The 26,960-nt window shown below is 32.3% G+C and carries 23 protein-coding genes and 1 pseudogene; 22 read left to right on the forward strand and 2 right to left on the reverse strand.

What is annotated here, in order from left to right:
• Positions 1-440: 440 nt before the first annotated feature.
• Positions 441-1,065, reverse strand: a pseudogene (locus KA893_RS14245) (LysE family translocator).
• A 381-nt stretch (positions 1,066-1,446) separates the two neighbouring features.
• On the opposite strand from KA893_RS14245, the gene KA893_RS14050 reads away from it, so the two are divergent.
• From KA893_RS14050 to KA893_RS09510, 4 genes are all read left to right on the forward strand, one after another.
• The gene (locus KA893_RS14050) at positions 1,447-1,746 is read left to right on the forward strand and encodes a P-loop NTPase family protein (protein WP_228481166.1); all 300 of its coding nucleotides are present in this window, start codon (positions 1,447-1,449) and stop codon (positions 1,744-1,746) included.
• A 481-nt stretch (positions 1,747-2,227) separates the two neighbouring features.
• Complete coding sequence (locus KA893_RS09500) at positions 2,228-4,111, forward strand: glycosyltransferase family 2 protein (RefSeq protein ID WP_075339739.1); 1,884 nt, start codon at positions 2,228-2,230, stop codon at positions 4,109-4,111.
• A gap of 598 nt (positions 4,112-4,709) precedes the next feature.
• Positions 4,710-4,844: a beta-class phenol-soluble modulin gene (locus KA893_RS09505; protein WP_002483553.1), complete on the forward strand. Its 135-nt coding sequence runs from the start codon at positions 4,710-4,712 to the stop codon at positions 4,842-4,844.
• A 134-nt stretch (positions 4,845-4,978) separates the two neighbouring features.
• Entirely contained in the window at positions 4,979-5,662 is a 684-nt protein-coding gene (locus KA893_RS09510) for a YjjG family noncanonical pyrimidine nucleotidase (protein WP_041080405.1), read from the forward strand.
• A 114-nt stretch (positions 5,663-5,776) separates the two neighbouring features.
• Here KA893_RS09510 and KA893_RS09515 read toward each other — a convergent pair whose 3' ends face one another.
• The gene (locus KA893_RS09515; protein ID WP_037538588.1) at positions 5,777-6,217 is read right to left on the reverse strand and encodes an N-acetyltransferase; all 441 of its coding nucleotides are present in this window, start codon (positions 6,215-6,217) and stop codon (positions 5,777-5,779) included.
• 263 nt (positions 6,218-6,480) lie between these two features.
• Between KA893_RS09515 and bshC the strand changes: the two genes are divergently transcribed.
• The 18 genes from bshC (at position 6,481) to KA893_RS09605 (ending at position 26,909) form a co-directional block, all read left to right on the forward strand.
• Complete coding sequence (gene bshC / locus KA893_RS09520) at positions 6,481-8,094, forward strand: bacillithiol biosynthesis cysteine-adding enzyme BshC (protein WP_115347437.1); 1,614 nt, start codon at positions 6,481-6,483, stop codon at positions 8,092-8,094.
• Positions 8,095-8,243: 149 nt separating this feature from the next.
• Positions 8,244-8,675 carry a division/cell wall cluster transcriptional repressor MraZ gene (gene mraZ, locus KA893_RS09525; protein WP_011303330.1) on the forward strand — a complete coding sequence of 144 codons (432 nt, stop codon included), beginning with the start codon at positions 8,244-8,246 and terminating at the stop codon, positions 8,673-8,675.
• A 14-nt stretch (positions 8,676-8,689) separates the two neighbouring features.
• On the forward strand, positions 8,690-9,625 hold the full coding sequence (gene rsmH / locus KA893_RS09530) for a 16S rRNA (cytosine(1402)-N(4))-methyltransferase RsmH (protein ID WP_194375931.1): 936 nt from the start codon (positions 8,690-8,692) through the stop codon (positions 9,623-9,625).
• A gap of 14 nt (positions 9,626-9,639) precedes the next feature.
• Positions 9,640-10,032 (forward strand): cell division protein FtsL, encoded by a 393-nt coding sequence (ftsL, locus tag KA893_RS09535; protein WP_037538581.1) that lies wholly within the window; start codon positions 9,640-9,642, stop codon positions 10,030-10,032.
• Positions 10,013-12,247: a penicillin-binding protein gene (locus KA893_RS09540; RefSeq protein WP_194375932.1), complete on the forward strand. Its 2,235-nt coding sequence runs from the start codon at positions 10,013-10,015 to the stop codon at positions 12,245-12,247. Before ftsL ends, KA893_RS09540 begins: the two co-directional genes overlap by 20 nt.
• Before the next feature lie 193 nt (positions 12,248-12,440).
• Entirely contained in the window at positions 12,441-13,406 is a 966-nt protein-coding gene (mraY, locus tag KA893_RS09545; RefSeq protein ID WP_041080411.1) for a phospho-N-acetylmuramoyl-pentapeptide-transferase, read from the forward strand.
• A 1-nt stretch (position 13,407) separates the two neighbouring features.
• Positions 13,408-14,757 carry a UDP-N-acetylmuramoyl-L-alanine--D-glutamate ligase gene (gene murD / locus KA893_RS09550; RefSeq protein ID WP_002483544.1) on the forward strand — a complete coding sequence of 450 codons (1,350 nt, stop codon included), beginning with the start codon at positions 13,408-13,410 and terminating at the stop codon, positions 14,755-14,757.
• Positions 14,758-14,772: 15 nt separating this feature from the next.
• A complete protein-coding gene (locus KA893_RS09555) occupies positions 14,773-15,660 on the forward strand; it encodes a cell division protein FtsQ/DivIB (RefSeq protein WP_002483543.1) in 888 nt (295 codons plus the stop codon).
• A gap of 104 nt (positions 15,661-15,764) precedes the next feature.
• A complete protein-coding gene (gene ftsA / locus KA893_RS09560; protein WP_037538572.1) occupies positions 15,765-17,195 on the forward strand; it encodes a cell division protein FtsA in 1,431 nt (476 codons plus the stop codon).
• 29 nt (positions 17,196-17,224) lie between these two features.
• Positions 17,225-18,397, forward strand: coding sequence for a cell division protein FtsZ (ftsZ, locus tag KA893_RS09565; RefSeq protein ID WP_002483541.1), 1,173 nt, complete (start codon positions 17,225-17,227; stop codon positions 18,395-18,397).
• A 448-nt stretch (positions 18,398-18,845) separates the two neighbouring features.
• On the forward strand, positions 18,846-19,634 hold the full coding sequence (gene pgeF / locus KA893_RS09570) for a peptidoglycan editing factor PgeF (RefSeq protein ID WP_041080412.1): 789 nt from the start codon (positions 18,846-18,848) through the stop codon (positions 19,632-19,634).
• A 17-nt stretch (positions 19,635-19,651) separates the two neighbouring features.
• The gene (locus KA893_RS09575) at positions 19,652-20,326 is read left to right on the forward strand and encodes a YggS family pyridoxal phosphate-dependent enzyme (RefSeq protein ID WP_194375933.1); all 675 of its coding nucleotides are present in this window, start codon (positions 19,652-19,654) and stop codon (positions 20,324-20,326) included.
• A gap of 5 nt (positions 20,327-20,331) precedes the next feature.
• The gene (locus KA893_RS09580; RefSeq protein WP_041080414.1) at positions 20,332-20,937 is read left to right on the forward strand and encodes a cell division protein SepF; all 606 of its coding nucleotides are present in this window, start codon (positions 20,332-20,334) and stop codon (positions 20,935-20,937) included.
• A 13-nt stretch (positions 20,938-20,950) separates the two neighbouring features.
• Positions 20,951-21,241: a YggT family protein gene (locus KA893_RS09585; protein WP_002483537.1), complete on the forward strand. Its 291-nt coding sequence runs from the start codon at positions 20,951-20,953 to the stop codon at positions 21,239-21,241.
• A gap of 56 nt (positions 21,242-21,297) precedes the next feature.
• Positions 21,298-22,128: a YlmH family RNA-binding protein gene (locus tag KA893_RS09590; RefSeq protein ID WP_046199697.1), complete on the forward strand. Its 831-nt coding sequence runs from the start codon at positions 21,298-21,300 to the stop codon at positions 22,126-22,128.
• Between the two features lie 139 nt (positions 22,129-22,267).
• The gene (locus KA893_RS09595) at positions 22,268-22,870 is read left to right on the forward strand and encodes a DivIVA domain-containing protein (RefSeq protein ID WP_069825833.1); all 603 of its coding nucleotides are present in this window, start codon (positions 22,268-22,270) and stop codon (positions 22,868-22,870) included.
• A gap of 242 nt (positions 22,871-23,112) precedes the next feature.
• Positions 23,113-25,863, forward strand: a complete 2,751-nt coding sequence (gene ileS, locus KA893_RS09600; RefSeq protein ID WP_129303510.1) for an isoleucine--tRNA ligase — start codon at positions 23,113-23,115, stop codon at positions 25,861-25,863.
• A gap of 251 nt (positions 25,864-26,114) precedes the next feature.
• Positions 26,115-26,909, forward strand: coding sequence for a VOC family protein (locus KA893_RS09605; protein ID WP_002483533.1), 795 nt, complete (start codon positions 26,115-26,117; stop codon positions 26,907-26,909).
• Positions 26,910-26,960 lie beyond the last annotated feature (51 nt).

Raw genomic sequence — 26,960 nt, forward strand, 5'->3', positions numbered from 1 at the left:
TACGTTCTGTAATTTCACAAATTATTGCCAAACTCTGGAACGTATCTAAATAATTAATTTTATATTTAAGGTGTCTAACTTGACGGTAGTGGTTTATTTGGCAGGTTGATGGTTATTTTTTAACTATAAATTTCAGGAACCGTCTTTTTAACGGGCTCAATTGGGCGATAAACTTATGTGTGTTGCCCTTTTTTCAATATACAAATTAAAACAACACAAAAATATCAACAAATTATATAAGCAAGCAGTTTTATAATATTTTAGTAATTCATTGAACACATAAATCATAGTGTGGTCATATATATGAAAATACTTAGTGGACAATCTACTATGAGTTTTTAAATTGTTTATAAGTTAAGCTATTTTGACTCTAAGACATTTATTTATATATAAGACTCGCAATAACCAAAAAGTAATTAACAAAAAGATATTGTAATCATTTAATGTTTTGTAGTTAATATCTTGAGGGATAATGCAATTAAAGTTGTACCAACGATATAATCGAAACACATTTTAACCTTAGGTTTTTCAAAGATGATTTTTATGTAATTAAAGACCAAAGTACATAAACTAAACCATGTGATTACAGTTATTATAAATAGGATTGAAAATATTGCTACTTGGATACTTTGGTTACTTTGATGGTTTATAAATTGAGGTAATATACTAATATAAAATAGAATTGCTTTTGGATTTAAAATCATAGTGATGAATCCTTGTTTATATGACTTAAATAAATCGGGTTTTTCTGTATTTAAGCCATCTGATTTATCATACTCAAATTTGTGCGCATTCAGTATGTTTTTCAAACCAAGATAAATAATGTAAGGCTGCACCTAATATTTTGATTAATAAAAATATAGTTTGTGAACTTACGAGTATAAAAATAAGTCCAAGTGTTGCTAATGTAGCGTAAATTAAATGGGCACTGGCGATACCTAATGTTGTGGAAATACCGCTTTTAATGCCACCATGTGTACTGTTTTTTATAACTGCAAAAAAACTAGGCCCCGGTACGATAAGTATGAGTAATGACATAATAATAAAGTTAATCCAATGATTCATATGAAATTCCCCCTTATATTGAATTTTAGAAATGAGTTACACCTTGTTTTCATGTTAATTTAATAATATGCAAAATCAAATAAATTAACAACTCATTCAAATAAATAGTTAGCTGTTTTTTAAAATTGCGAAAATGGGCGAAATGGTTGGTTGGAAATAGTAAGGACAGAGAAACAATAAAAAATATTCAAAGGCTCTACGTTCTAATAAACGTAAAATATACAGATTTAGTGTTTGGCTATTGTTTCCATTACAGTGATATTTAGTATCATATTCTACAAAATGATTCACAATATATGCTTAATCGTATATGCTTAACGTTACTTACCACTCATATCATAATGTCTATAACTTTCAACATAGTTAAATGGAGGTAGAACGATGGATAAGGTAATGGTTGTTGGGTCTTCTGGATCAGGAAAATCAACGTTTTCACGTCAATTATCAAAGATATTTAAAGTCCCTGTTTATCATTTAGATATGTATTTTTGGAAACCAAATTGGCAGATGATGCATTATGATGAACAAATTAAGATACATAAGCAATTGATTCAAAATAATAAATGGATAATTGATGGCAATTATTCAGCGCTATTTGATGAAAGAATTAATGAAGCAGATACAATCATTTTTATAGATTTACCTAGAGTCGTTTGTTTTTACAGAGTGTTTAAAAGATAACTTTCAAATATAGGAAAAACACGTATAGATATGAGAGAAGGTTGTGAAGAAAGATTAACTTTCACATTCTTAAAATATATTTGGCGCTATCCAATTGATAGAAAACCACAAGTGCTAGAAAAAATTAAAATGCAAAGTAACCATAAACATGTATTTGTATTGAAGGGTCAAAAGCAAATTCGAAATTTTTTGAGGAATTGTTAATTTATATGACGCAATATGATTAAAATTCCAGATTTTTCATCTTATACTTAGAAGGTTGAAATATTGATTTTTCTATTAAATATATTCCTATAATATATTTAATGATTATATGTGTAGTATATGGTTATTGTATGTTAACGTAAGATAAGACTTTCTCAAAAATTAATTTTTAAGTATTCAATTATATCTACAACTTAGATTATAAAAGTGTTAGAAAACATTTAGCATTACCATATATAAGTATCAAACAGAATTTATTTAAAAGGGGATTCATGCAATGAAGAAATTGCTATCTATCATAGTACCTGTATACAACAAAGAGTTATTTTTAGAATCATGTGTAGAGTCTATTAATAATTTAAATATAAATAAAGAAGCCATTGAAGCAATTTTTGTAGATGATTGTTCTAATGATCAGTCTTTAGAAATAATAGAAGAATTTGTGGCTAAATACAATTTTATTAAATTGATTAAATTAAATGAAAATACAGGGAGCCCTTCGGAACCTAGAAATGTAGGGATAAACAATGCGCAAGGTGAGTATATTACGTTTTTGGATGCCGATGATTGGTTAGACGCAGAAGGATTGCCAACATTATTAAATCAAGCAGTGGATCATCATTCAGATGTTGCATTTGGTCAAAGTGTTAAACATACTGAAAAAGCAATTAAAAAATTAGGTAGGTTTAGCTCGTATAAAGTCGCCAATTATTTAGTTCCTTATGAAATTGAACGTATATTTAGAGCTGTAGGTCCACCTGGAAAAATCATAAAACGTCAAATTATTTTAGATAATAATATAAAATTCAAACATATGAAGTATGGAGAAGATAAGTTATTTTTTATAGATGCGATCTCAAGATGTCAAACGGCGTCGATGAATCCGAGTCCGGTATATCATGTTAACCGTTATTCTTATAACCAATCTTTAGTCGGCGAAACGAGCATTATTGAGAAAACACAATTAAACTTATCTGTTTTAGAAGAAGTACTAAAATTAGATATTCCTGAAAACGCTGAATATCAAGCGATTAGTAGAATTATTGAAATGGATTTTATGTCGCGTTTATTTAATAACAAGCGATTTTTAAATGCTGAAGATAAGCAAGCGTTTTATGATTTGTTTAATCAGATGGAGCGCACGCTAGAAACTCATAGTAAAAATTTAGAATACTATTTATTAAATGATAAATTTAGAAATATCTATCACTTTTTAAAACATGAGTCATATCAGGAATTATGTGATTTCATAAAATTGGTTATACAAGGTGGAAACGCTAAAAAGTATGTTAAAGATAACCAAATATATTTTTTAATGTCTGATAATTTAACAGAAGCGTTACCTATCAAAGAACCCCTTTTCGCAGTTTATGAAGGCACACACTTTATCGATAATGAAATGAAAGAGGTCGTTCGTTTATATAAAGATGATAAAAAGGTAATTAACAAGGTTGTACTGACTGAACTTAATAATGAAATCAATACAATAGATGTAGAATTTGAGGAAAAAAATCAATATATTTATTTTAGGACTGATGATTTGAAGCAATGTGATTTTGATTTCAATATTAGTATTATTTACGATGGTTATAAATTCGTAAACGTCAATATGAACTTACCCAATGCAAATACTACTATAAATCTTAAAAGACAAGGATTTAAAGCAGAGTTCATATCAACAACAAAACCGAAGTCCAAAAAAGTGGACGATAATAAATATTTAACATATAAACCTAAAGCGGTTTCTCTTGTGAAACAAGCCAAACTGTATGATGATGTTGAATTTAAACAACCTGCTCAAATAACCATTGAAATGGGGGAATTAATAAATATTAAATCATTGGTATATACGCGAAACGGGACACCAAGACTTCAGACAGAAAAAGGTCACTATTTAACTGCAAATAAGCAATTTATACAAGCAGTTAATAAATCGAAACAAGCCCAATATATTTATAATCAACCTCGAAGCGTTAACATCTTGAAAAAATGTAAGGAATACTCAAACAGAAAATTCGATGGAGAAGCAGTGAATGTATTATCTGTTAGCGATCATGTAGATATTCAAAAAATTGTATTATCACCTAAGGGGACGCCAAGACTCAAAACTTTTAAAGATACATTTATCACTGCTAATCGTGATTTTGTAGAGGAAAGTTAAGATCCAAGAGATTTAAATTTGGTCCATAAAACGAAAAGTAAAAAAACAAAGCGAGCGACAGAAATCGAATGGTCCAATAACGATTTCATAGTTCCATCTAGCCATTCACTGACTGGCTAAAAAGACTAAGACATTTTTTATGTGCTTAGTCTTTTTTTGTAAATAATGATTAATCTCTAAAACACATTGCTGTTGATGTGCTTATACTGCATTGATTAGGGCATGGCATTTTACTTTATGGCCTCTATTTATCATACTTTTTAAATTAGCATCCATTTTGCGGTTAGATCATGAAAGTAATATTCAATTTCATACTTTAAAATACTAAACAAACTCAAAAGAAATATTTTGTTTACTTAATTTCGCAATATTAAATTGCATATAATATAGTTAGGCATGCGATACTGTTTTGAATTTGAGATAAAAGGACAGTTAAAGCCAATTTATGACTAAGTAAGAAAAATCGCACAATTAAATCACGTCATATCTTATAGTATATATATCGAACGATAGCTAGACGAAATAAGATTTTGTAAATATCGTTCACTACATTAAAAAAAGTCATAATCATCTAATTTTTTATCGAGGGGTGTTTATAATGGAAGGTTTATTCGAAGCAATCAAAAACACTGTACAAGCAGGCATCGCTGGAGACGGCGCGAAATTAGGTACAAGTATCGTAAGCATCGTAGAAAACGGTGTAGGCGTATTATCAAAATTATTCGGATTCTAGTATTATTAATATCATAAACAATGGTCAGGGTGATAACCTTGGCCATTTTTGTGTTATATAAGAATAATATGGAGAAATTAAAGAATATGATATATTTGAAATAAATATATTTAAGCGTACTAGAGGGTGACAAAATGAGAACGAAAAGTTTACTTATAGATTTTGATGACACATTGGTGGATTTTGATGATGCAGAAGCATATGCATTTTATGAAATGACACAACAATTTCAAATAAAGACCAATCAAAATGATTTGCATACATTTAAAAAAATAAATCAGGCACATTGGGATGCTTTTCAAAAGAATGAATTAACTAAAGATGAAGTTTTAAGTAAACGTTTTGAGGCATACTTTCATTTACATCAAATGAAGATAGATGGTAAGTTAGCTGATCAAATCTTTAGAGATGAACTTGCGAATGCACCGATTAAACATTTTGATCAAACAATTGAAACTTTAAAACAATTAAAAGAACATCACGATTTGTATATAGTGACTAATGGTGTTTTAGAAACACAAGAAAGACGAATTGAAAAAACGAAGATAGGCCATTGGTTTAAAGATATTTTTGTTTCTGAACAAACAGGATACCAAAAACCGATGCCTGAATTTTTTGATTACGTATTTAATAAGATAGGTGAAGATAAACGAGGTTACGCAATGATTATAGGTGATTCTATGTCTTCTGATATTTTAGGTGGGAAAAATGCGAATATCGAGACATGTTGGTTTAATCCAAGAAATAAAATAAATGATACGGAAATTAAACCAGATTATGTAGTGAATTCGTTAAAAGAAGTAATCGCGTATGTTTAACCGTTAATTTAATTATTACTAAACGAATTCAAGTCATATAAAATGCCCTTCAAAGTTTTCATTTTTTAATGATTGCTTTGAAGGGCACTTTTCATTTTATTAGGACCCGTTTGATTATGGAGTCCAAACTAAAACATCATGACCATCTCTATTTGTTTCTTCTAAATCTGTAAAACCTTGTTTAATGAAAAAATCTTTAGATTGATTTCGTGCGATGACTTTGATTGGTAAGCCTTGATCTTTGGCAAAATCTAATAAAGATGTACCGTAACCACGATCTTGAAAATCACGTAGCACTTCTAATTTCCAAATCACGTTATAATCATCAAAGCCCGGGAAATGAGTTTCCTCAACTTCTCCTTTACGATATAGTGCCATTCGAGCCCCTAAACGATCACCTACATAAATACCATAGAAAGGTGAATCTGAACTTGCATCAATCATTTCTCCTCGAAGTTCATCTACTAAATACAAATCTTTATTACCGAAGTTTCTGAAATCTTCGAATAGTTCGTCTGTTTTATAATTTATATCAAGACGCTTTACACTACTCATCGCATCTTCCCCCTTTGTTATCATTTATTCTATTATACCTTATTTTTATTGTTTTTTCACAAAAACGATAGTTTAAACATATATGTATAGTTGTTTATATTTATAAAAAATAGATACTGAAGTTTTTTGAAAAATGCAGTGATCCAAGTGTGTACTTATTATATAGGTTATTAAAAATTTAAAAATTATAAGCCGTTAAATTGTCAATGATGTATATAAACTTTATACTAATTAGGAATAGAGTATCATAAGGAGAATTACGCATGGATTGTATGATTACAAAACTTAATGAAAAAGATCAATTTATTTCTAAAATTAAAGATAGTGATTCAAAAATAGGACAGTTTTATCACTTTGATGCTATGCAAGAAAAGAGCTATAGTGAACGTTTATCAATGCCGAATAATGGCAGAGAAGTGGCATTAGCTCAAGTTATTAAAAATTACATGAGCGACTTAACATTAACAGAGAAGCAATTGCAAAATATTTCATTATTAAGCGAAGGCGCAAAAGTCATCATAGGTGGACAACAAGCTGGATTGTTTGGTGGGCCTTTATATACTTTTCATAAAATATTTTCTATTATAACGATGAGTGAAAAACTCTCAAAAGACTATAATACAAATGTAATACCAGTATTTTGGATTGCTGGTGAAGATCATGATTTTGATGAAGTAAATCATACTTATGCCTATAATGCTCAAAATGCAAAATTACAAAAAATAAAATATCATACAATGACGCCACCTGAAGCAAGCGTCTCAACATATTATCCTGATAAAGCGCAATTAAAAGACGCGTTGAAACTATTTTTTAAAGAAATGAATGAAACAACACATTCTAAGCAACTGATTGAAATGTGTACGAAGATTATTGATCAGTATGATAGCTGGACGGATATGTTTAAAGCGTTGTTGAACGAAGTGTTTAAAGCATATGGTTTATTATTGATTGACGCAAACAATACTGAATTACGTAAATTAGAACAACCATTTATCCAAAAAATTATTGAACATCATCAAGATGTAGATGCATCATTTAGAAATAATCAACAAAACACGATTGCTAGTGGATTAGAACAAATGATACAGACTGATACGAATGTACATTTATTTTTACATGAAGATAACATGAGACAGTTACTTACTTTTAAAGATAATCAATTTTACCTAAGTAAATCAGATAAATACATGACTAAAGAGGAATTATTAAAAATACTTGAAGTTGAACCAGAACGTTTTTCAAATAACGTAGTCACACGACCAATAATGGAAGAATGGTTATTTAATACAGTTGCTTTTATTGGTGGTCCAAGTGAAATTAAATATTGGACGGAACTGAGTGAAGTTTTTAATACATTGGATGTATCGATGCCAATTGTATTACCACGATTAAGAATTAGTTACTTGTATCCACGAACTGAAAAATTACTTAGTCAATATCAATTAAAACAGCGTTCGATTATAGAACAAGGTATTGAAAAAGATAAGGAAAAATTCATACGTGCGCAAGCATCTCAAACATTTGTTGATAAAGTGGAAGAAATTAAGGTGCAACAAGAAAAATTGTATCAATCACTACTAACTGAAGTTGCTGGTAATAATGATAACCAGTTATTAGTAGAGAAAAACAATCATATACACCAAAAACAATATGAGTATCTAATTAATAGGTATTTATTGAATATTGAAAGAGAAAATGAAATAAGTATGAAGCACTTTAAAGAATTAAGTGAAACACTTCATCCGATGGGCGGATTGCAAGAAAGAATTTGGAATCCACTTCAAATAATGAACGATTTTGGGATAGATGTGTTCAGTCCCTCCACCTATCCCCCACTTTCTTATACATTTGATCATATTATTGTTAAACCCTAGATATGAAAGGGATTTACCCGATTCATCAAATTGATGAATCGGGTATTTTTTTACGCTTTTTAAGAAAAATTAGTTAAATCTGTATAATTAGTGGAGGATAGTGGTGAGATGTGGTAAATTATATATATGAGAAGGTGAGGTGATTATAAATGTTCATGGGAGAATACGAGCACCAATTGGATACAAAAGGACGTATGATCGTTCCATCCAAGTTTCGCTATGACTTAAATGAGCGTTTTATAATCACTCGCGGCCTTGATAAATGTTTGTTTGGCTACACTTTAGAAGAATGGCAAGTCATCGAAGAGAAGATGAAGACATTACCAATGACTAAAAAAGACGCACGTAAATTTATGCGTATGTTCTTCTCTGGTGCTGTTGAAGTTGAGTTAGATAAACAAGGGCGTATTAATATTCCACAAAATTTACGCCAATACGCGAACTTAAGTAAGGAATGTACAGTAATAGGGGTTTCAAATCGCATTGAGATTTGGGACAGAGAAACTTGGAGCAGTTTCTATGATGAATCTGAAGAAAGTTTTGAAGATATTGCTGAAGACTTAATTGATTTTGATTTTTAAATGGAGGTGCTAAATTGTTTCATCATGTCAGTGTAATGCTTAAAGAGACCATTGATTATTTAAATATTAAGGAAGATGGCGTGTATGTCGACTGTACATTAGGTGGAGCAGGCCACGCACTCTATTTATTAAATCAACTCGGAGACGAAGGTAGACTTATTGCGATAGATCAAGATACAACAGCTATAGAAAACGCAAAAGAAGTATTGAAAGAACACTTACATAAAGTGACCTTCGTCCATAACAACTTTAGAAAAATAACTGAAATTTTAAATGATCTGAATATTGAAAAAGTAGATGGTATTTATTACGATCTTGGTGTTTCTAGTCCGCAACTGGACGTTCCTGAGCGAGGTTTTAGTTACCATCATGATGCAAAACTGGACATGCGTATGGATCAAACACAATTATTATCTGCTTTCGAAGTAGTAAATGAATGGGAATTCGAAAAATTAGTCAGAATATTTCATCGTTATGGCGAGGAAAAATTCTCTAAACAAATTGCCCGACGCATAGAACAAAATAGAGAGCAAAAGCCAATCGAAACGACATTAGAACTTGTAGATGTTATTAAAGAAGGTATTCCAGCTAAAGCAAGACGTAAAGGTGGACATCCAGCTAAAAGAATATTCCAAGCAATTAGAATTGCTGTAAATGACGAATTATCGGCATTTGAAGATTCATTAGAACAAGCAATTGATGCAGTAAAAGTGGATGGTAGAATTTCAGTCATCACATTCCATTCATTGGAAGATCGGTTATGTAAACAAATGTTTCAAGAGTACGAAAAGGGGCCAGATGTACCAAGGGGATTACCAGTAATACCTGAAGCATACACACCTAAATTGAAACGCGTTAACCGTAAACCTATTATCGCAACTGACGAAGATCTTGAAGAAAATAATCGAGCGCGTAGTGCGAAGTTACGTGTTGCAGAAATATTAAAATAAGGAGTGAATGTTGAGTGGCAGTAGAAAAGATATATCAACCTTATAACGACATAGAGACACAAATACCTGAGTCGCCACCGTCGACCCAGACCAAAACCGTAAAACGCAAGGTAGTAGTTCAACTTACAAAGTTTGAGAAGATGTTATACATAGGACTAATAACAGTAATTGCTTTAATAAGTATATATATGCTATCTTTAAAAATGGATGCGTATGATACTCGAGGAAAAATTGCAGATTTAGATACAAAAATCGAAAAACAATCAAGTGAAAACAGCGCAATAGAATCTGAAATTAAAAAGAACTCTTCATATGAACGCATTTACGATAAGGCTAAAAACGAAGGAATGAGCCTTAAGAACGACAATGTAAAGGTAGTGCGTAATAATGGCGAAGCGAAAAATTAGATTTAAAAAACCCAAATTTCAAATAAAACAAAGTAAAATAGGGGCAGTCCTACTCATCCTTGGATTCGGACTGCTCTTTTTTACGTTGGTTTTAAGATATTCATATATTATGTTGACCGGACATTCTTCTGGTGAAGACTTAATAATGAAGGCAAATGAGAAATACTTAGTAAACACCCAAGAACAACCAGAACGAGGGAAAATTTACGATCGAAACGGCAAGGTATTAGCTGAAGATGTTGAACGGTATAAAGTAGTTGCAATTGTTGATAAAAAAGCAAGTGAAGGTAGCGATAAACCTAAACATGTAACTGACAAAAAGAAAACTGCGAAAAAATTAGCTACCGTTGTTGATATGTCGGCTAAAGAAATTGAAGATAAATTAAATAATAAAAAAGCTTTCCAAGTTGAATTTGGTCAAAAAGGTACAGATTTGACTTATCAAGAAAAAGAAAAAATAGAAAAAATGAAACTCCCAGGTATCACACTATATCCTGAAACCGAAAGATTTTATCTTAATGGAAACTTTGCGTCTCATTTAATCGGTATGGCACAAAAGAATCCAGACAATGGAGAATTAAAAGGTGCTATGGGCGTAGAGAAAGTTTTTGATAGTTATTTATCTGGTCAAAAAGGTGCATTATCTTATATTCATGATATTTGGGGATATATAGCGCCAAATACTAAGAAAGAGCAAACACCTAAACGCGGTGATGATGTTCATCTTACACTAGATTCGAATATTCAAGTATTTGTTGAAGAAGCATTGGATGGCATGGTAGAACATTACAAACCAAAAGATTTATTTGCAGTAGTGATGGACGCGCATACAGGAGAGATATTGGCGTATAGCCAAAGACCAACCTTTAATCCTGAAACTGGTAAAGATTTTGGTAAAAAATGGGCAAACGACTTGTATCAAAATACGTATGAACCGGGGTCTACTTTTAAATCATATGGTTTAGCAGCAGCTATTCAAGAGGGTAAATTTGATCCAGATAAAAAATATACAGCTGAACCAAGAGAAGTAATGGGTTCAAAAATTTCTGACTGGAATAAAGTGGGTTGGGGTAAAATCCCAATGTCACTTGGTTTCACTTATTCTTCAAATACATTGATGATGCATTTGCAAGATTTAGTAGGTGCAGATAAAATGAAGGATTGGTACGAGAAATTTGGTTTCGGTAAGTCGACAAATGGTATGTTTGACGGTGAAGCTACAGGCGGCATTGCTTGGGATAATGAAGCTCAACAGAAAACATCTGCCTTTGGTCAATCTACAACAGTTACCCCAGTGCAAATGCTAAGAGCACAATCAGCATTCTTTAATGATGGTAATATGTTGAAACCATGGTATGTTAACAGTATTTCAAATCCAATAAGCAAAGATACTTTCTTCAAAGGTAAGAAAGAATATGCAGGCAAACCGATAACTAAAGATACTGCTAAAAAAGTTCGTACTGAATTAGATAAAGTAGTTAATAGTGAGGATAGTCACGCGAAAAATTATCAAATTGATGGTTATGATGTAGCTGGTAAAACAGGTACCGCACAAGTAGCTGACTCAGATAACGGTGGTTATGTTAATGGAGAAAATCCTTATTTTGTTAGCTTTATTGGTGATGCACCTAAAGATGATCCAGAAGTGATTGTTTACGCTGGTATGAGTTTAGCTCAGAAAAATGATCAAGAGGCATACGAAATGGGTGTCAGTAAGGCGTTCAAACCAATTATGGAAAACACATTGAAATATCTAAATGTTGGAGATAAAGAATCTAAAGACAAGTCAGATGTTAAATATAGTGAAGTACCTGAAGTTGAAGGTCAAGAAACTCAAAAAGCGCAAGATAAAGTGAATAGCAAATCGTTAGAACCAATCGTTATTGGTGACGGTGAGAAAATTACAAAACAATCGGTAACTGCAAATAAAAAAGTATTACCAAACAGTAAAGTCTTGTTACTTACTGATGGCGATATAACAATGCCAGATATGTCAGGTTGGACAAAAGAAGAAGTGGTAGCATTTGAAAATCTTGCGAATGTGAAGATAATGACTAAAGGTAGCGGATTTGTTTCACAACAATCAACAACCAAAGGTCAGAAAGTAAGCAAAAATGATAAGATTGAAGTAACTTTATCTTCAGAAGCTATTGATGGTCAGTCCTCAGAGAAGCAAGATAGTGAAAAAGATTCGAAAGATAGTAAAGATTCATAGCGCATAACGAATACGGTATTACATTGATATTATCATGCATACCTTTGTACTAAATTGAGGTTTTAAACAATAGTGCGAATATTTTAAAGTGGAGTCAACACTGTGGAATGTTCGCCTATGACCTCTATACATAGTTTTAAACACTCAGCATAACGACATAATCCAATTAATTAAGTATATAAAGGAGCATAATATGGTTTATCTACTCGCAATCATCGCACTTTTAATCACATTTATATTAGTCCCAGTATTAATACCGACATTGAAAAGGATGAAATTTGGGCAAAGCATCCGAGAAGAAGGTCCTCAGAGTCACATGAAAAAAACAGGTACACCAACAATGGGTGGACTCACTTTCCTAATTAGTATCATCATAACTTCAATTTTAGCGATTATTTTTATAGATAATTCTAATCCTATTATTTTATTGTTATTTGTAACAATTGGATTTGGTTTGATTGGCTTTATAGATGATTACATTATTGTTGTAAAGAAAAATAACCAAGGCTTAACTAGTAAACAAAAGTTCTTAGCTCAAATCGCGATAGCAGTTATATTCTTTATATTGAGCCAAGTGTTTAATTTAACGGACTTTTCAACAGGAATTCATATACCATTTATCAATTTTGAAATTCCTTTGTCAATTGCGTATGTAATTTTCATAGTTTTTTGGCAAGTTGGTTTTTCAAATGCAGTTAATTTAACAGATGGCTTAGATGGTTTAGCAACTGGACTATCAATTATTGGTTTCGTTATGTATGCAATTATGGCTTATTTCCAAGGTGCAACATCTATTGGTTTATTCTGTATTATCATGATTTTTGCATTATTAGGATTCTTACCATTTAACTTAAACCCTGCAAAAGTATTTATGGGTGACACAGGTAGTTTAGCCTTAGGTGGTATCTTTGCTACGATTTCTATTATGTTAAACCAAGAACTTTCATTGATATTTATTGGATTTGTATTCGTAGCTGAAACATTATCAGTGATGATACAAGTAACATCATTTAAATTAACAGGTAAACGTATTTTCAAAATGTCACCTTTACATCACCATTTCGAACTTGTCGGTTGGAATGAAACTAAAGTAGTAACGGTATTTTGGACAGTCGGTCTAATTACAGGACTAATTGGTTTATGGATTGGAGTGAGTTAACATGCTTAAATATAGAGGATTAGAAAATAAAAATGTTTTAGTCATTGGACTAGCAAAAAGTGGCTATGAGGCAGCGAAATTATTAAATAAACTTGGCGCAAATGTGATTGTGAATGATGGTAAAGATTTAAGTCAGGATGCACATGCAATTGATTTAGAAAATGAGGGTATTAAAGTCATTGGTGGAGAACATCCATTGTCTTTACTGGATAGTCATCCCATTATTGTGAAAAATCCGGGGATTCCTTATACAGTACCTTTGATAGAAGCGGCTGTTGAAAAAGGTTTAACTATTTTAACTGAAGTTGAATTGAGTTACTTAATATCGGAAGCACCAATTATAGGTGTAACGGGTACAAATGGTAAAACAACTGTGACTTCATTAATAGGAGATATGTTCCAAAAAAGTAGAGTGACTGGGAAATTGTCTGGTAACATTGGCTATGTGGCTTCTAAAGTAGCACAAGAAGTGACTGCTGATGATTACTTAGTGACTGAATTATCATCATTCCAGTTATTAGGCATTGATCAATATAAACCTCACATTGCTATTATTACAAATATCTATTCTGCGCATTTAGACTATCATGAAACTTTAGACAATTATCAAAATGCCAAAAAGCAAATTTATAAAAACCAAACTGAAAATGATTATTTAATATGTAATTATCATCAACGCCATTTAATCGAATCAGAGACACTAAGAGCAAAAACGTATTATTTTTCAACACAACAAGAAGTTGATGGGATATATGTTAAAGATGACTACATCGTTTTCAAAGGTTTTAGAATTATCCATAAAGACGATTTAGTATTACCAGGAGAGCATAATTTAGAAAATATTCTTGCTGCTGTATTGGCTGCGCTGCTTTCAGGTATATCCGTTAAAGCCATCATTGATAGTTTGACTTCTTTTTCTGGCATTGAGCATAGATTACAATATATTGGCACGAATAAAACAAATAAATATTATAATGACTCTAAAGCGACGAATACACTTGCGACACAATTTGCATTGGATTCGTTTAAACAACCAATAATTTGGTTATGTGGTGGCTTAGATAGAGGAAATGATTTTGATGAATTAATTCCTCATATGAAAAATGTCAGAATGATGGTCGCTTTCGGTGAAACGAAAGAAAAATTTATCAAATTAGGTGAAAGTCAAGGAAAGTATGTAATTACAGCAAACGACGTGCAAGATGCTGTTGATAAAATTCAGTCAGTTATAGAGCCAAACGATGTTGTGTTACTTTCTCCGGCTTGCGCAAGTTGGGATCAATACAATACTTTTGAAGAGCGAGGAAATAAGTTCATTAAAAGTTTCCAAGCAAATTTACCTTCTTTTTAAAGGGTGTGAAAATGAATGGCTGATAAAGTAAAAGAATTTGATTCGGATTATTTGAAAGAAAAAAGAGCAAAACGACGAAAAAGACAGAAACAAATTCAATATTCAATATTTGGTGTTTTGTTATTCATCATCATTTTAATCTTGATTTATATGTTTACACCCTTAAGCAAAGTTAATAGTGTGAAGATAGCTGGAAACGATAATGTTTCTAAAAGTACGATAGATAAAGCTATTAATGTAAAAAGCAGTTCACGAATGTATACGTATAGTACTACAAAAGCTAAAAACAATTTAGAAGACAATGAGCTTATCAAAAGTGCAGAAGTTAAAAAAGTTTTTCCAAATAAACTATCCGTTAAAGTGACTGAAAAGCAAATCGTTGCGATGGTTCAAAAGAAAGATAATTATGTGCCAATTTTAGAAGATGGATCAGAGTTAAAGAATTATGATGGAAATGCGACGGATGATGGTCCAATTCTTGAAGGGTTCGAAAAAGATAAAAAAGAAAAAATTATTCATGAATTATCAAGCATGCCAGCAAATGTGAGAAGCATGATTGCAGAAATTAAATACGATCCTCAAGAAAATGCGCAAAGCCAAATCAAATTATTTACAACAGATGAAATACAAATAGTAGGTAATTTAAATACAATTACTAATAAAATGAAGTATTATCCACAAATGTCGCAATCCTTAGAACGTGATGAATCTGGTAACTTGAAAAAATCAGGGTATATTGATTTATCAGTAGGTGCATCATTTATTCCATATAGTGATGGAGGTAGTACAAAATCTACGAGTGAGCAAAATGTACAGAAAAAAACAAGCGAAGAAAATGAAGCAAAAGATGAGTTGCAAAGTGCATTAAATAGAATTGCAGATAAGTCAAACGAAAATAATTAAAAATTTAGACAAATACATGTGTTTATAGTTCACAAGCGTTAAAACGTATTGTAAACTGTTAATAGTGTGAACTTGAATAAGTGATTGTCAGGAGGTGCCTATCTATGGAAGAGCATTATTATGTAAGTATAGATATCGGTTCATCAAGTGTTAAAACAATAGTGGGCGAAAAATTTCACAACGGAATAAATGTGATAGGTACAGGACAGACCTACACAAGTGGGATTAAAAATGGTCTTATTGATGACTTCGATATTGCGAAACAAGCGATAAAAGATACAATCAAAAAAGCCTCTATTGCTTCAGGAGTAGATATAAAGGAAGTCTTTTTAAAACTTCCAATAATCGGAACAGAAGTATTTGATGAGTCTAATGAAATAGAATTTTATGAAGATACTGAATTAAATGGTACGCACATTGAAAGTGTGCTTGAAAGTATTAGAGACAAAAATGATGTACCAGAAACTGAAATTATTAACGCATTTCCAATTAAATTTGTTGTTGATGGCGAAAATGAAGTTTCTGATCCAAAAGAACTGATTGCAAGACATAGTTTGAAAGTTGAAGCAGGCGTCATCGCAATTCAAAAATCAATTTTAATTAATATGATTAAATGTGTTGAGTCTTGTGGAGTAGATGTACTAGATGTTTATTCTGACGCATATAATTATGGCTCAGTGCTTTCTGCTACTGAAAAAGAATTAGGTGCTTGTGTAATTGATATTGGTGAAGACATCACACAACTTGCGTTTTATGAACGTGGAGAATTAGTTGATGCAGATGCTTTAGAAATGGCAGGTCGTGATATTACTGAAGATATAGCCAAAGGGTTAAATACTTCATTTGAGACTGCTGAAAAAGTTAAACACCAATATGGACACGCTTTCTTTGAATCTGCATCGGATCAAGATATCTTTACTGTTGATCAAGTAGATAGCGAAGAAGATGTTCAATTTACTCAAAAAGATTTAGCAGATATTATCGAAGCACGAGTTGAAGATATTTTCTTCAATGTATTTGAGGTTTTACAAGACTTAGGACTTACAAAAGTAAACGGCGGTTTCGTAGTTACTGGTGGTTCGGCTAATTTATTAGGAGTCAAAGAATTGTTGCAAGATATGGTGAGTGAGAAAGTTAGAATTCATACACCATCACAAATGGGAATTAGAAAGCCTGAATTCTCATCAGCAATTTCAACAATTTCTAGTAGCATTACTTTCGACGAATTGCTAGATTATGTTACAATTAGTAATCATGACAGTGAAGAATTCGAAGAGGAAGTCATCGAATCTGATGAAAGAGAACACAGTACAAAATCAAGCGGATTTGATTGGTTCAAGAAAAAATCGAACAAGCAAGATGATGAACTTCAAGCTACTTCTTCAGAATCAACTCGAACAAAAGAACCTGTTGTTGATGAAGAAGAACCAGAGGTATACGACGATGAAGTAAATGTCGACCACGATGAAGAACGTAAACCTCAGGAAAAAGAAGAAGGTAAATTTAAAAAACTTATGAAATCTCTATTCGATTGATTGGCCATTAAAACTAGGAGGAAATATAAATGTTAGAATTTGAACAAGGATTTAATCATTTAGCGACGTTAAAAGTCATCGGTGTAGGGGGCGGCGGTAATAACGCTGTAAACCGTATGATTGACCATGGTATGAATAATGTTGAGTTTATTTCTATTAATACGGATGGACAAGCTTTAAACTTATCTAAAGCTGAGTCAAAAATCCAAATTGGTGAAAAATTAACTCGTGGTTTAGGCGCTGGCGCTAACCCTGAAATTGGTAAAAAAGCAGCTGAAGAATCACGTGAACAAATCGAAGATGCAATCCAAGGTGCAGATATGGTATTTGTAACTGCTGGTATGGGTGGCGGTACAGGTACTGGTGCAGCACCTGTAGTAGCTAAAATTGCTAAAGAAATGGGTGCGTTAACAGTTGGTGTTGTAACACGTCCATTTGGTTTTGAAGGTCGTAAGCGTCAAACTCAAGCTGCAGCAGGTGTAGAAGCTATGAAAGCTGCTGTTGATACATTAATTGTTATTCCTAATGACCGTTTATTAGATATCGTTGATAAATCAACACCTATGATGGAAGCATTTAAAGAAGCCGATAATGTATTACGCCAAGGTGTTCAAGGTATTTCTGATTTAATCGCAGTATCAGGTGAAGTTAACCTTGACTTTGCAGACGTTAAAACAATTATGTCTAACCAAGGTTCAGCATTAATGGGTATCGGTGTTTCTTCTGGCGAAAATCGTGCTGTTGAAGCTGCTAAAAAAGCAATTTCATCACCATTATTAGAAACTTCAATCGTTGGTGCACAAGGTGTGCTTATGAATATTACAGGTGGAGAATCATTATCATTATTCGAAGCTCAAGAAGCAGCAGACATCGTACAAGATGCAGCTGACGAAGATGTTAATATGATATTTGGTACTGTAATTAATCCTGAACTACAAGATGAAATTGTTGTAACAGTAATCGCAACTGGTTTTGAAGATAAACCTTCATCACAAGGTCGCAAAGCTTCAAACACAGGATTTGGAAGCAGTGCTACAAGCAGCAATACAACTAAAGAAGACACATTCGCTTCAAACACAACGAATGCGTCTCAATCATCAGATAGTGCTAGTGAAGGTAGAGCACATACTACGAATGAAGATGACATTCCAAGCTTTATTAGAAATAGAGAAGAAAGACGTTCAAGAAGAACTAGACGTTAATTTAAAATCTTTTTGTAATATATGATTATAAATAAAAGTTGAGTCTGAGGCATAAACAATGCTTCAGGCTCTTTTCTGATATGATAAAGTATCGCTTATCCATAGAACTACTTTATAGAACTACTTTTCAGAACTACTTTTTCATTTATGAATAATAGTAGTTCTTATACATGAGCTTTAGCTCAGGTAATCCGTTTTCTTACTGTTTCTTTTTCAAATTTAAAGAAAATAAAATGAGTCTCGGCTTCTAATTACAAATGGATCTACTCATAGATTTACAAATGCTAGTATAAATAGAGATATTTTATTATAATTAAAGTGTGTCTGTAATGTGAATGACAAATGTTTTTCAGATAAGCAGAAAGTTGAAACTAGCCATTATTTTGGAAGGGCATGTTGATTCATAATATTAAAATTGAATAATATAAATTAATGGAGGTTCGTTGTGATGCAAGATAAATTTATTAAAAAGCGTCATATCTTGGAATATGAGGATAAACAATTAATAAATGTAAAACTGGGTATAACAACAAGAGAAGACGGTTTAAGTCCATATCCTCAAAATGCGTTTAATATGGCAAGATATATTGATGATTCTCAGCAAAACATTACGAAACATCAAGAAATGCTTGCAACAGTTATTGGATTTCCAAGAGAACAATGGGTCTTCCCTATCCAAACACATGAAAACAAAGTTGTTAAAGTAACTAGCAACGATAAAGGAACAAATATTGATGCCTTAAATGATGCATTGCATGGTGTAGACGCACTATATACTTATGAACCCAATCTATTACTTACAATGTGCTATGCAGATTGTGTCCCAATATATTTTTACAGTGAAAAACATCATTTTATTGGACTGGCGCATGCTGGTTGGAGAGGCACGGTTGGACAAATCGTGAATGCATTAATCTCAAATATTGATTTTGACTTAAATGATTTAAATGTTGTTATTGGACCTGCTACTTCGACATCATATGAAATTAATGATGATATTAAATCAAAATTTGAAACGCTTCCCATTGATATCAACCAATATATTGATACTAGAGGCACAGACAGACATGGTATTGATTTAAAACGCGCCAATGCATTATTACTTGAAAATGCGGGTGTCCCCAAAGATAATATATATATAACAAATTATGCGACATCTGAAGATTTATCTTTGTTCTTTTCCTATCGAGTTGAAAAGGGGAACACAGGTAGAATGTTAGCATTTATTGGTCAATAATGAAGAGGTGTTTAAAGTTGGATGTACAATATAATTTAGAAAAAATAAATGAACAAATTGAAACACATTGTAAAAAAGGTAATATTACAACGAAGCCAGACGTGATAGTAGTGACAAAGTATGTTACAATAGACCGAGCTAATGATGCATATAATGCTGACATTAGACATTTCGGTGAAAATCGTTTAGAAGGCTTTCAACAAAAGAAAGCAGCTTTACCAGATGATGTTGTGATGCACTTTATTGGTTCATTGCAAACACGAAAAGTTAAAGATGTTATCAATGAAATAGATTATTTTCACGCGTTGGATCGGTTAAAATTGGCAAAAGAAATCAATAAACGTGCTGAACATAAAATTAAGTGTTTTGTTCAAGTCAATGTTTCAGGTGAATCATCGAAACAAGGTGTTTCATTATCTGAAGTAGAAACATTTATAAAAGAATTAAAGCAATATGAAAATATAGAAATTATAGGACTTATGACTATGGCGCCATTAACTGACGATGAGTCATATATTAAACGTTTATTTCAATTATTAAAATTAAAAAGAGATGAAATTAAAGCGCTCAATTTAAATTATGCACCATGTACTGAGTTGTCAATGGGAATGAGTAATGATTTCCATTTAGCGGCTGAAGAAGGTGCATCATTTGTGAGAATTGGGACTAAACTTGTAGGAAAAGAGGAGTGAGCCCCGTGGCTTTAAAAGATTTATTTAGTGGATTTTTCGTGGTTGAAGAGGAAGATGACGAATTAGAAGCACCACCAGAAGAAAATGAGCAACAAGAAAGACAACAACCTAAACAACAAGCGCAGTCTCAAAATCAATTTACAGAACAACCTAGAAATGTGAATTCAGAAAGACTGAGATCGATTCAATCCGTGCCCAAAAAGCAGTCAACTAGATTACAACAATCATCGGGTGAAAGGAAGTATCAAATGAATAACACTACATCAAAAAATAATGCTAGGAACGTTGTGAATATGAATAATCAAGAGCAAGAAAATTATGATTTTACACAAGAAAGTTCTAAAATGTGTTTATTTGAACCACGTGTTTTTTCAGATACACAAGATATAGCTGACGAATTAAAAAATCGTCGTGCAACATTAGTTAACTTACAACGTATCGATAAAGTATCAGCTAAACGCATCATAGACTTTTTAAGTGGTACTGTATATGCGATTGGTGGAGACATCCAACGCGTCGGATCAGATATATTCTTATGTACACCAGACAATGTTGAAGTTGCTGGCAGTATCACGGATCAAATAGAAAATATGGAATACCAAGGTGAATAGAGGTTAAAAATAAATGGATATAGGTTTATTAGCAAATATATTTAATTTTATTTTATTCTTGGTTCAAATTTATTATTATGGAATGATTGTTTATTTCTTTATGTCGTGGATTCCAAATGCACGAGAAAACAGATTTGGTCAATTTTTAGCCAAAATTTATGAACCATTTTTAGAACAATTCCGTAAGATTATTCCGCCGCTCGGAATGATTGATATTTCGTCAATTGTTGCCATCATTGTACTTGTATTATTCAGAAGTGGATTGGCAAGTATCTTCAATCTTATTTTGAGTAAATTAATGTAATGATTAAAGCAATAATTAATATTTAGAGTGAATTTAAAAAACTACGTATAAAATAAATGATAAGCACCTACGTTCATAGACGCGAGGTGCTTTGTCTTGTATTTGGGGTGAGCGTCATAGATATATATCAGCATTTCAGAAAAGAAGAGCATGAATTAATAGATCAACTTATAGATAAATGTAATCGGGCTAATGATCAATATTCGCCTATTTTAACGCCATTTTTAGATCCACGTGGTCAGTATATTATGAATGTGGTGGCTGGCAGTTTTGAAGATTTAGAAGTTACATTTTATGGTGGGCCATTCGCGGAAAGAAAAAGAGCGATGATTGCGCCAAGTTATTTTCAACCAGATGCAGAGGCATTTGAAATTGTATTAATTGAAATAGATTATCCTCAAAAATTTGTAACATTACAGCACCAACACATATTGGGTACAATCATGTCTTTAGGTATTGAAAGAGATCAACTAGGTGACATTGTTGTAGATGATCGAATTCAATTTACTTTGACAAAACAATTAGAATCTTATATTATATTGGAATTAACTAAAATCAAAGGTGCTTCAGTTAAACTTAATTCTATTCCTATAAAAGATATGATACAATCAAAAGAGCATTGGCAATCTTTTGAAACGACTGTTAGTGGTTTAAGATTAGATGTCGTATTAAAAGAGATGGTACGTAAATCACGCTCGATAGCTAAGCAACTTATTGATAAAAAGCGTGTTAAAGTCAACCATACAGTGATTGATGCTGCAGATTTCCAACTAGATAGTGGGGATTTGTTGTCTATCCAAGGATTTGGAAGAGCGATGATTACTGATATTGGTGGTAAAACAAAAAAAGATAAAATACGCATTTCATATAAAACGCTGTTTAAATAATATGAAGTTTATGAAAGCGAATATAAACACTTTGCACAATTAACTAAATGATATATTATAAAAGAATATTGTAGGAAAAACACTATTTATCTTATTTAATCAAAGCTGATAATAGTGTATTATAGAAGGAGGATCATGTATGCCTTTTACACCAAGTGAAATAAAAAACAAAACATTTACTCAAGTAAAAAGTGGGTTTGAACCTAAAGAAGTTGAAGACTATTTAGAACAATTAAGTAATGAAATTGAACGTCTAAAAGAAGACAAAGCTCAGTTAGAAAAAGTCATTGAAGATAAAGAAACAAATATTCAATCTTACAAGGATGTACATCAATCCGTAAGTGATGCTTTAATTCAAGCAAAACATGCTGGTGAGGAAACTAAAGCAGCTGCTACAAAAGAAGCAGAAGCAACAGTAGCAAAAGCAAAAGCAGAAGCGGATAAAATTGTTAATGATGGTGTGGAAAAAGCACGTCGCTTATCTTTCCAAACAGAAGATATGAAACGTCAATCAAAAATTTTCAGATCGCGTTTCCGTATGCTAGTTGAAGCACAATTAGATTTACTTAAAAGTGAAGATTGGGATTACTTATTAAATTATGATTTGGATTCTGAACAAGTGACTCAAGAAAATATTAATCATTTGAATGAAAAGGATTTAACTGAAGAAGAAAAAGCTATGAAAGCAAAAGCAGAAGCAGATAATACTGCACAATCAAATGATGATTCGAATAAAGCATAAGGATAACAGACACGTTTGAAACGAAACACATATCAAAGCGAGTTAGGAATAGTGAGAGCCTTTCATATGTGCGTTTCTAATATCACTGTTGTCACAACTTATATAACATAAATGAGAGAACTCTAAGTTGAGTTAACCAGGGTGGTAACGCGGTCAATATCGTCCCTGTTAATTGAACTTAGGGTTCTTTTATTGTATAAAATGAACTAACTTAGAAAATCGGAAGAAGGAGTGTATTGAAAATGGATTATAAAGATACGTTGTTAATGCCAAAAACAGATTTCCCAATGCGTGGAGGTTTGCCAAATAAAGAGCCAAAAATACAAGAAGAATGGGATGCCAAAAATATTTATCAAAAAGTATTAGATAAAAATGAAGGTAATCCGTCATTTATTTTACATGATGGACCACCGTATGCGAATGGTAATTTACACATGGGCCATGCCTTAAATAAAATTCTTAAAGATATTATTACGAGATATAAATCCATGCGTGGTTACTATGCACCATACGTTCCAGGTTGGGATACACATGGTCTTCCAATTGAACAAGCATTGACTAAAAAGGGCGTTAAACGTAAAGAACTATCAATCGCTGAATTTAGAAAAAAATGTGAAGCATTTGCATTAGAACAAATCGACAACCAGAAAAAAGATTTTAAACGTTTAGGTGTGAAAGGTGATTTTAATAATCCATACATTACGCTTAAAGCTGAATATGAAGCAGCTCAAATTCGTTTGTTTGGTGAAATGGCAGACAAAGGATTAATTTATAAAGGTAAAAAACCTGTTTATTGGTCACCATCAAGTGAATCGTCATTAGCTGAAGCTGAAATTGAATATCAAGATAAACGTTCACCGTCTATTTATGTAGCTTTTGATGTTATAGATGGTAAAGGTATTGTAGATGACGATGCACAATTCATCATCTGGACAACAACACCATGGACTTTACCTTCAAATGTTGCCATTACAGTACACCCAGATTTAACTTATGGTCAATATAATGTTAACGGCAAAAAATATATTATCGGTAAAGATTTAGCGAGTGATGTGGCTGAAGCGCTAGATTGGGACGAAGATACTTTAGAATTAGAAAAAGAATTCAAAGGTAAAGACTTAGAGTACATTAAAGCGCAACATCCATTCTTTGATCGTGAATCATTAGTTATCAACGGGTTACACGTAACTACTGATGCAGGTACGGGTTGTGTACACACAGCACCAGGTCATGGTGAAGATGACTATATTGTTGGTCAAAAATACAATTTACCTGTTATCAGTCCTGTTGATGATAAAGGTGTGTTCACTGATGAAGCAGGTCAATTTGAAGGCATGTTCTATGATAAAGCAAACAAAGAAATCACAGATTTATTAAAAGAAGATGGCTCATTATTAAAATTAGAATTTATTACACATAGTTACCCTCATGATTGGCGTACTAAGAAACCAGTGATCTTTAGAGCGACACCACAATGGTTTGCTTCTATTGATAAAGTACGTGAGGACATCTTAAGTGCAATAGACGATACGCAATTCAAAGTTGATTGGGGTAAAACACGTATCTATAATATGATTCGTGATCGTGGAGAATGGGTTATTTCTCGCCAACGTGTATGGGGTGTGCCATTACCAGTATTTTATGCAGAAAATGGTGACATCATCATGACAAGTGAGACCGTAAACCATGTTGCAGATTTATTTGAAGCAAATGGTTCAAATATTTGGTTTGAACGTGAAGCGAAAGATTTACTGCCAGAAGGTTTTACACATCCTGGTAGCCCTAACGGCGAATTCACAAAAGAAACGGATATCATGGATGTATGGTTTGATTCAGGTTCTTCACACCGCGGTGTATTAGAGGCACGTCCAGAATTATCATATCCTGCAGATTTATATCTTGAAGGTAGTGACCAGTATCGTGGTTGGTTTAACTCTTCAATAACAACTTCTGTAGCTACAAGGGGACAATCACCATATAAAATGTTACTTTCTCATGGCTTTGTCATGGATGGCGAAGGTAAAAAAATGAGTAAATCATTAGGAAATGTGATTGTTCCTGATCAAATCGTTAAACAAAAAGGTGCAGACATTGCACGTCTATGGGTAAGTAGTGTAGATTATTTAGCAGATGTTCGTATATCTGATGAAATCTTAAAACAATCTTCTGATGTATATCGTAAGATTAGAAATACGCTAAGATTTATGCTAGGAAATGTGAGTGATTATAACCCTGCCACAGACGCTATCGCAGAAAAAGATTTACTAGAAGTAGATAAATATATATTAAATAGATTACGTGAATTTACTGCAAACACATTAGATCACTATGATAACTATGATTATTTAGATATTTACCAAGAAGTTCAAAACTTTATCAATGTGGAATTAAGTAATTTCTATCTAGATTATGGTAAAGATATTCTATATATTGAAGAACGTGATTCACACAAACGTCGCAGCATGCAAACGGTGTTATACCAAATTGTAGTAGATATGACAAAACTACTTGCACCGATCTTAGTTCATACTGCTGAAGAAGTTTGGTCTCATATTCCACACGTAGAAGAAGAGAGTGTACATTTAACAAATATGCCAGAGCGCGTAGAAATTGATCAAGCGTTTGTTGATAGATGGAATACATTTATGAACTTACGTGATGATGTTAACCGTGCATTAGAAGTTGCACGTAATGAAAAAGTAATCGGTAAATCACTCGAAGCAAAAGTTGTGATTGGCTCTAATGAAAACTTCGATGCGACGACATTCTTACAACAATTCAAAGATTTACAACAACTATTTATCACTTCTCAAGCTGAAGTTGTCGATAAAGTAGATGACGGTGTTGCATATCAACATGGTGATATCCGTATCGAACATGCTCATGGAGAAAAATGTGAACGTTGTTGGAATTATAGTGAGGAATTAGGTTCAGTAGGTGAATTAGATAACTTATGTCCTCGTTGTCAAGCAGTTGTAAAAACACTTGTATAAGAATTAGAAAGTAAGTAAAAATGATTCAATAAGTTCAAAGGTTACTTATATTTGCATTAAGCAAATTAAGTAACCTTTTCTTATGGCAATAATTGTTGTTATAATTTAGTGAAAATAAAAAGCTAATGGCGCGGATGTACAGTAATATCAATAATGAAGGACGTATGAATTAGCATAGGTAGATAGATAAAAATTAAACGTAAAGTGTCATTTTAATGAATAAGAAATTGGCATTTGGAAAGGTGTTTGTCATGTTTCATAATCAAAGTGCGCATTTTGTAAATGGCATCACATTAAATGTAAGAGATAAAGAATCAATGAAGCATTTTTATCAAGACATATTAGGATTGAATGTAGTGAATGAATCACTATCTATTGTTCATTATGAAATAGGAAATATGAATCATTTTTTAACATTAAATCAAATAAATATGGGGAGAGAGCCATTAACATCGGAAGCTGGCTTATTTCATTTAGCTATAAAGTTACCTTCAAAGACAGACTTAGCAGATTTACTTGTACAGTTAAGTGAATATACAATTCCAGTTAACGGCGGTGAACACGAAACGGCTACCTCAATTTTTCTAGAGGATCCTGAAGGCAATGGACTTGAATTCTATGTCGATAATCCAATGGAAGATTGGTCTTTTGAAAATGGACAAGTTGTATTAGAGACCCAACCGATTAATGTGCCACATCTATTGACTTATGTATCAAATGAAAAGTGGCAAGGCATTCCAGATGAAAGTATTATTGGTTATATTAATCTAAAGACAATAGAGTTAAAACGTATTAAATTATATTACAAGCGATTTTTTGGTTTAGAACCATCCGCTTTAGAAACCAATCATTCAGTATATTTATCATCAAATGGTTATCATCAGCATATCGTTGTGAATAATTGGTACTCTAGTATCAAACGTATTGAAAATGAACGTACCTATGGTTTGGCTTGTGTAGATTACCATTATCCTGAATCGACTCATAAACGCTTAACTGGACCCGATGGGATTCAATTTAGATTCAATTTCTACAAAGTGATATAAAGAAGCGAAATAAAAAATGAAAAGCATAGTTAGAAATTTCCTGATTGCATC

The organism is Staphylococcus sp. GDY8P126P, assembly GCF_017891965.1.
GTDB lineage: Bacteria > Bacillota > Bacilli > Staphylococcales > Staphylococcaceae > Staphylococcus > Staphylococcus saprophyticus.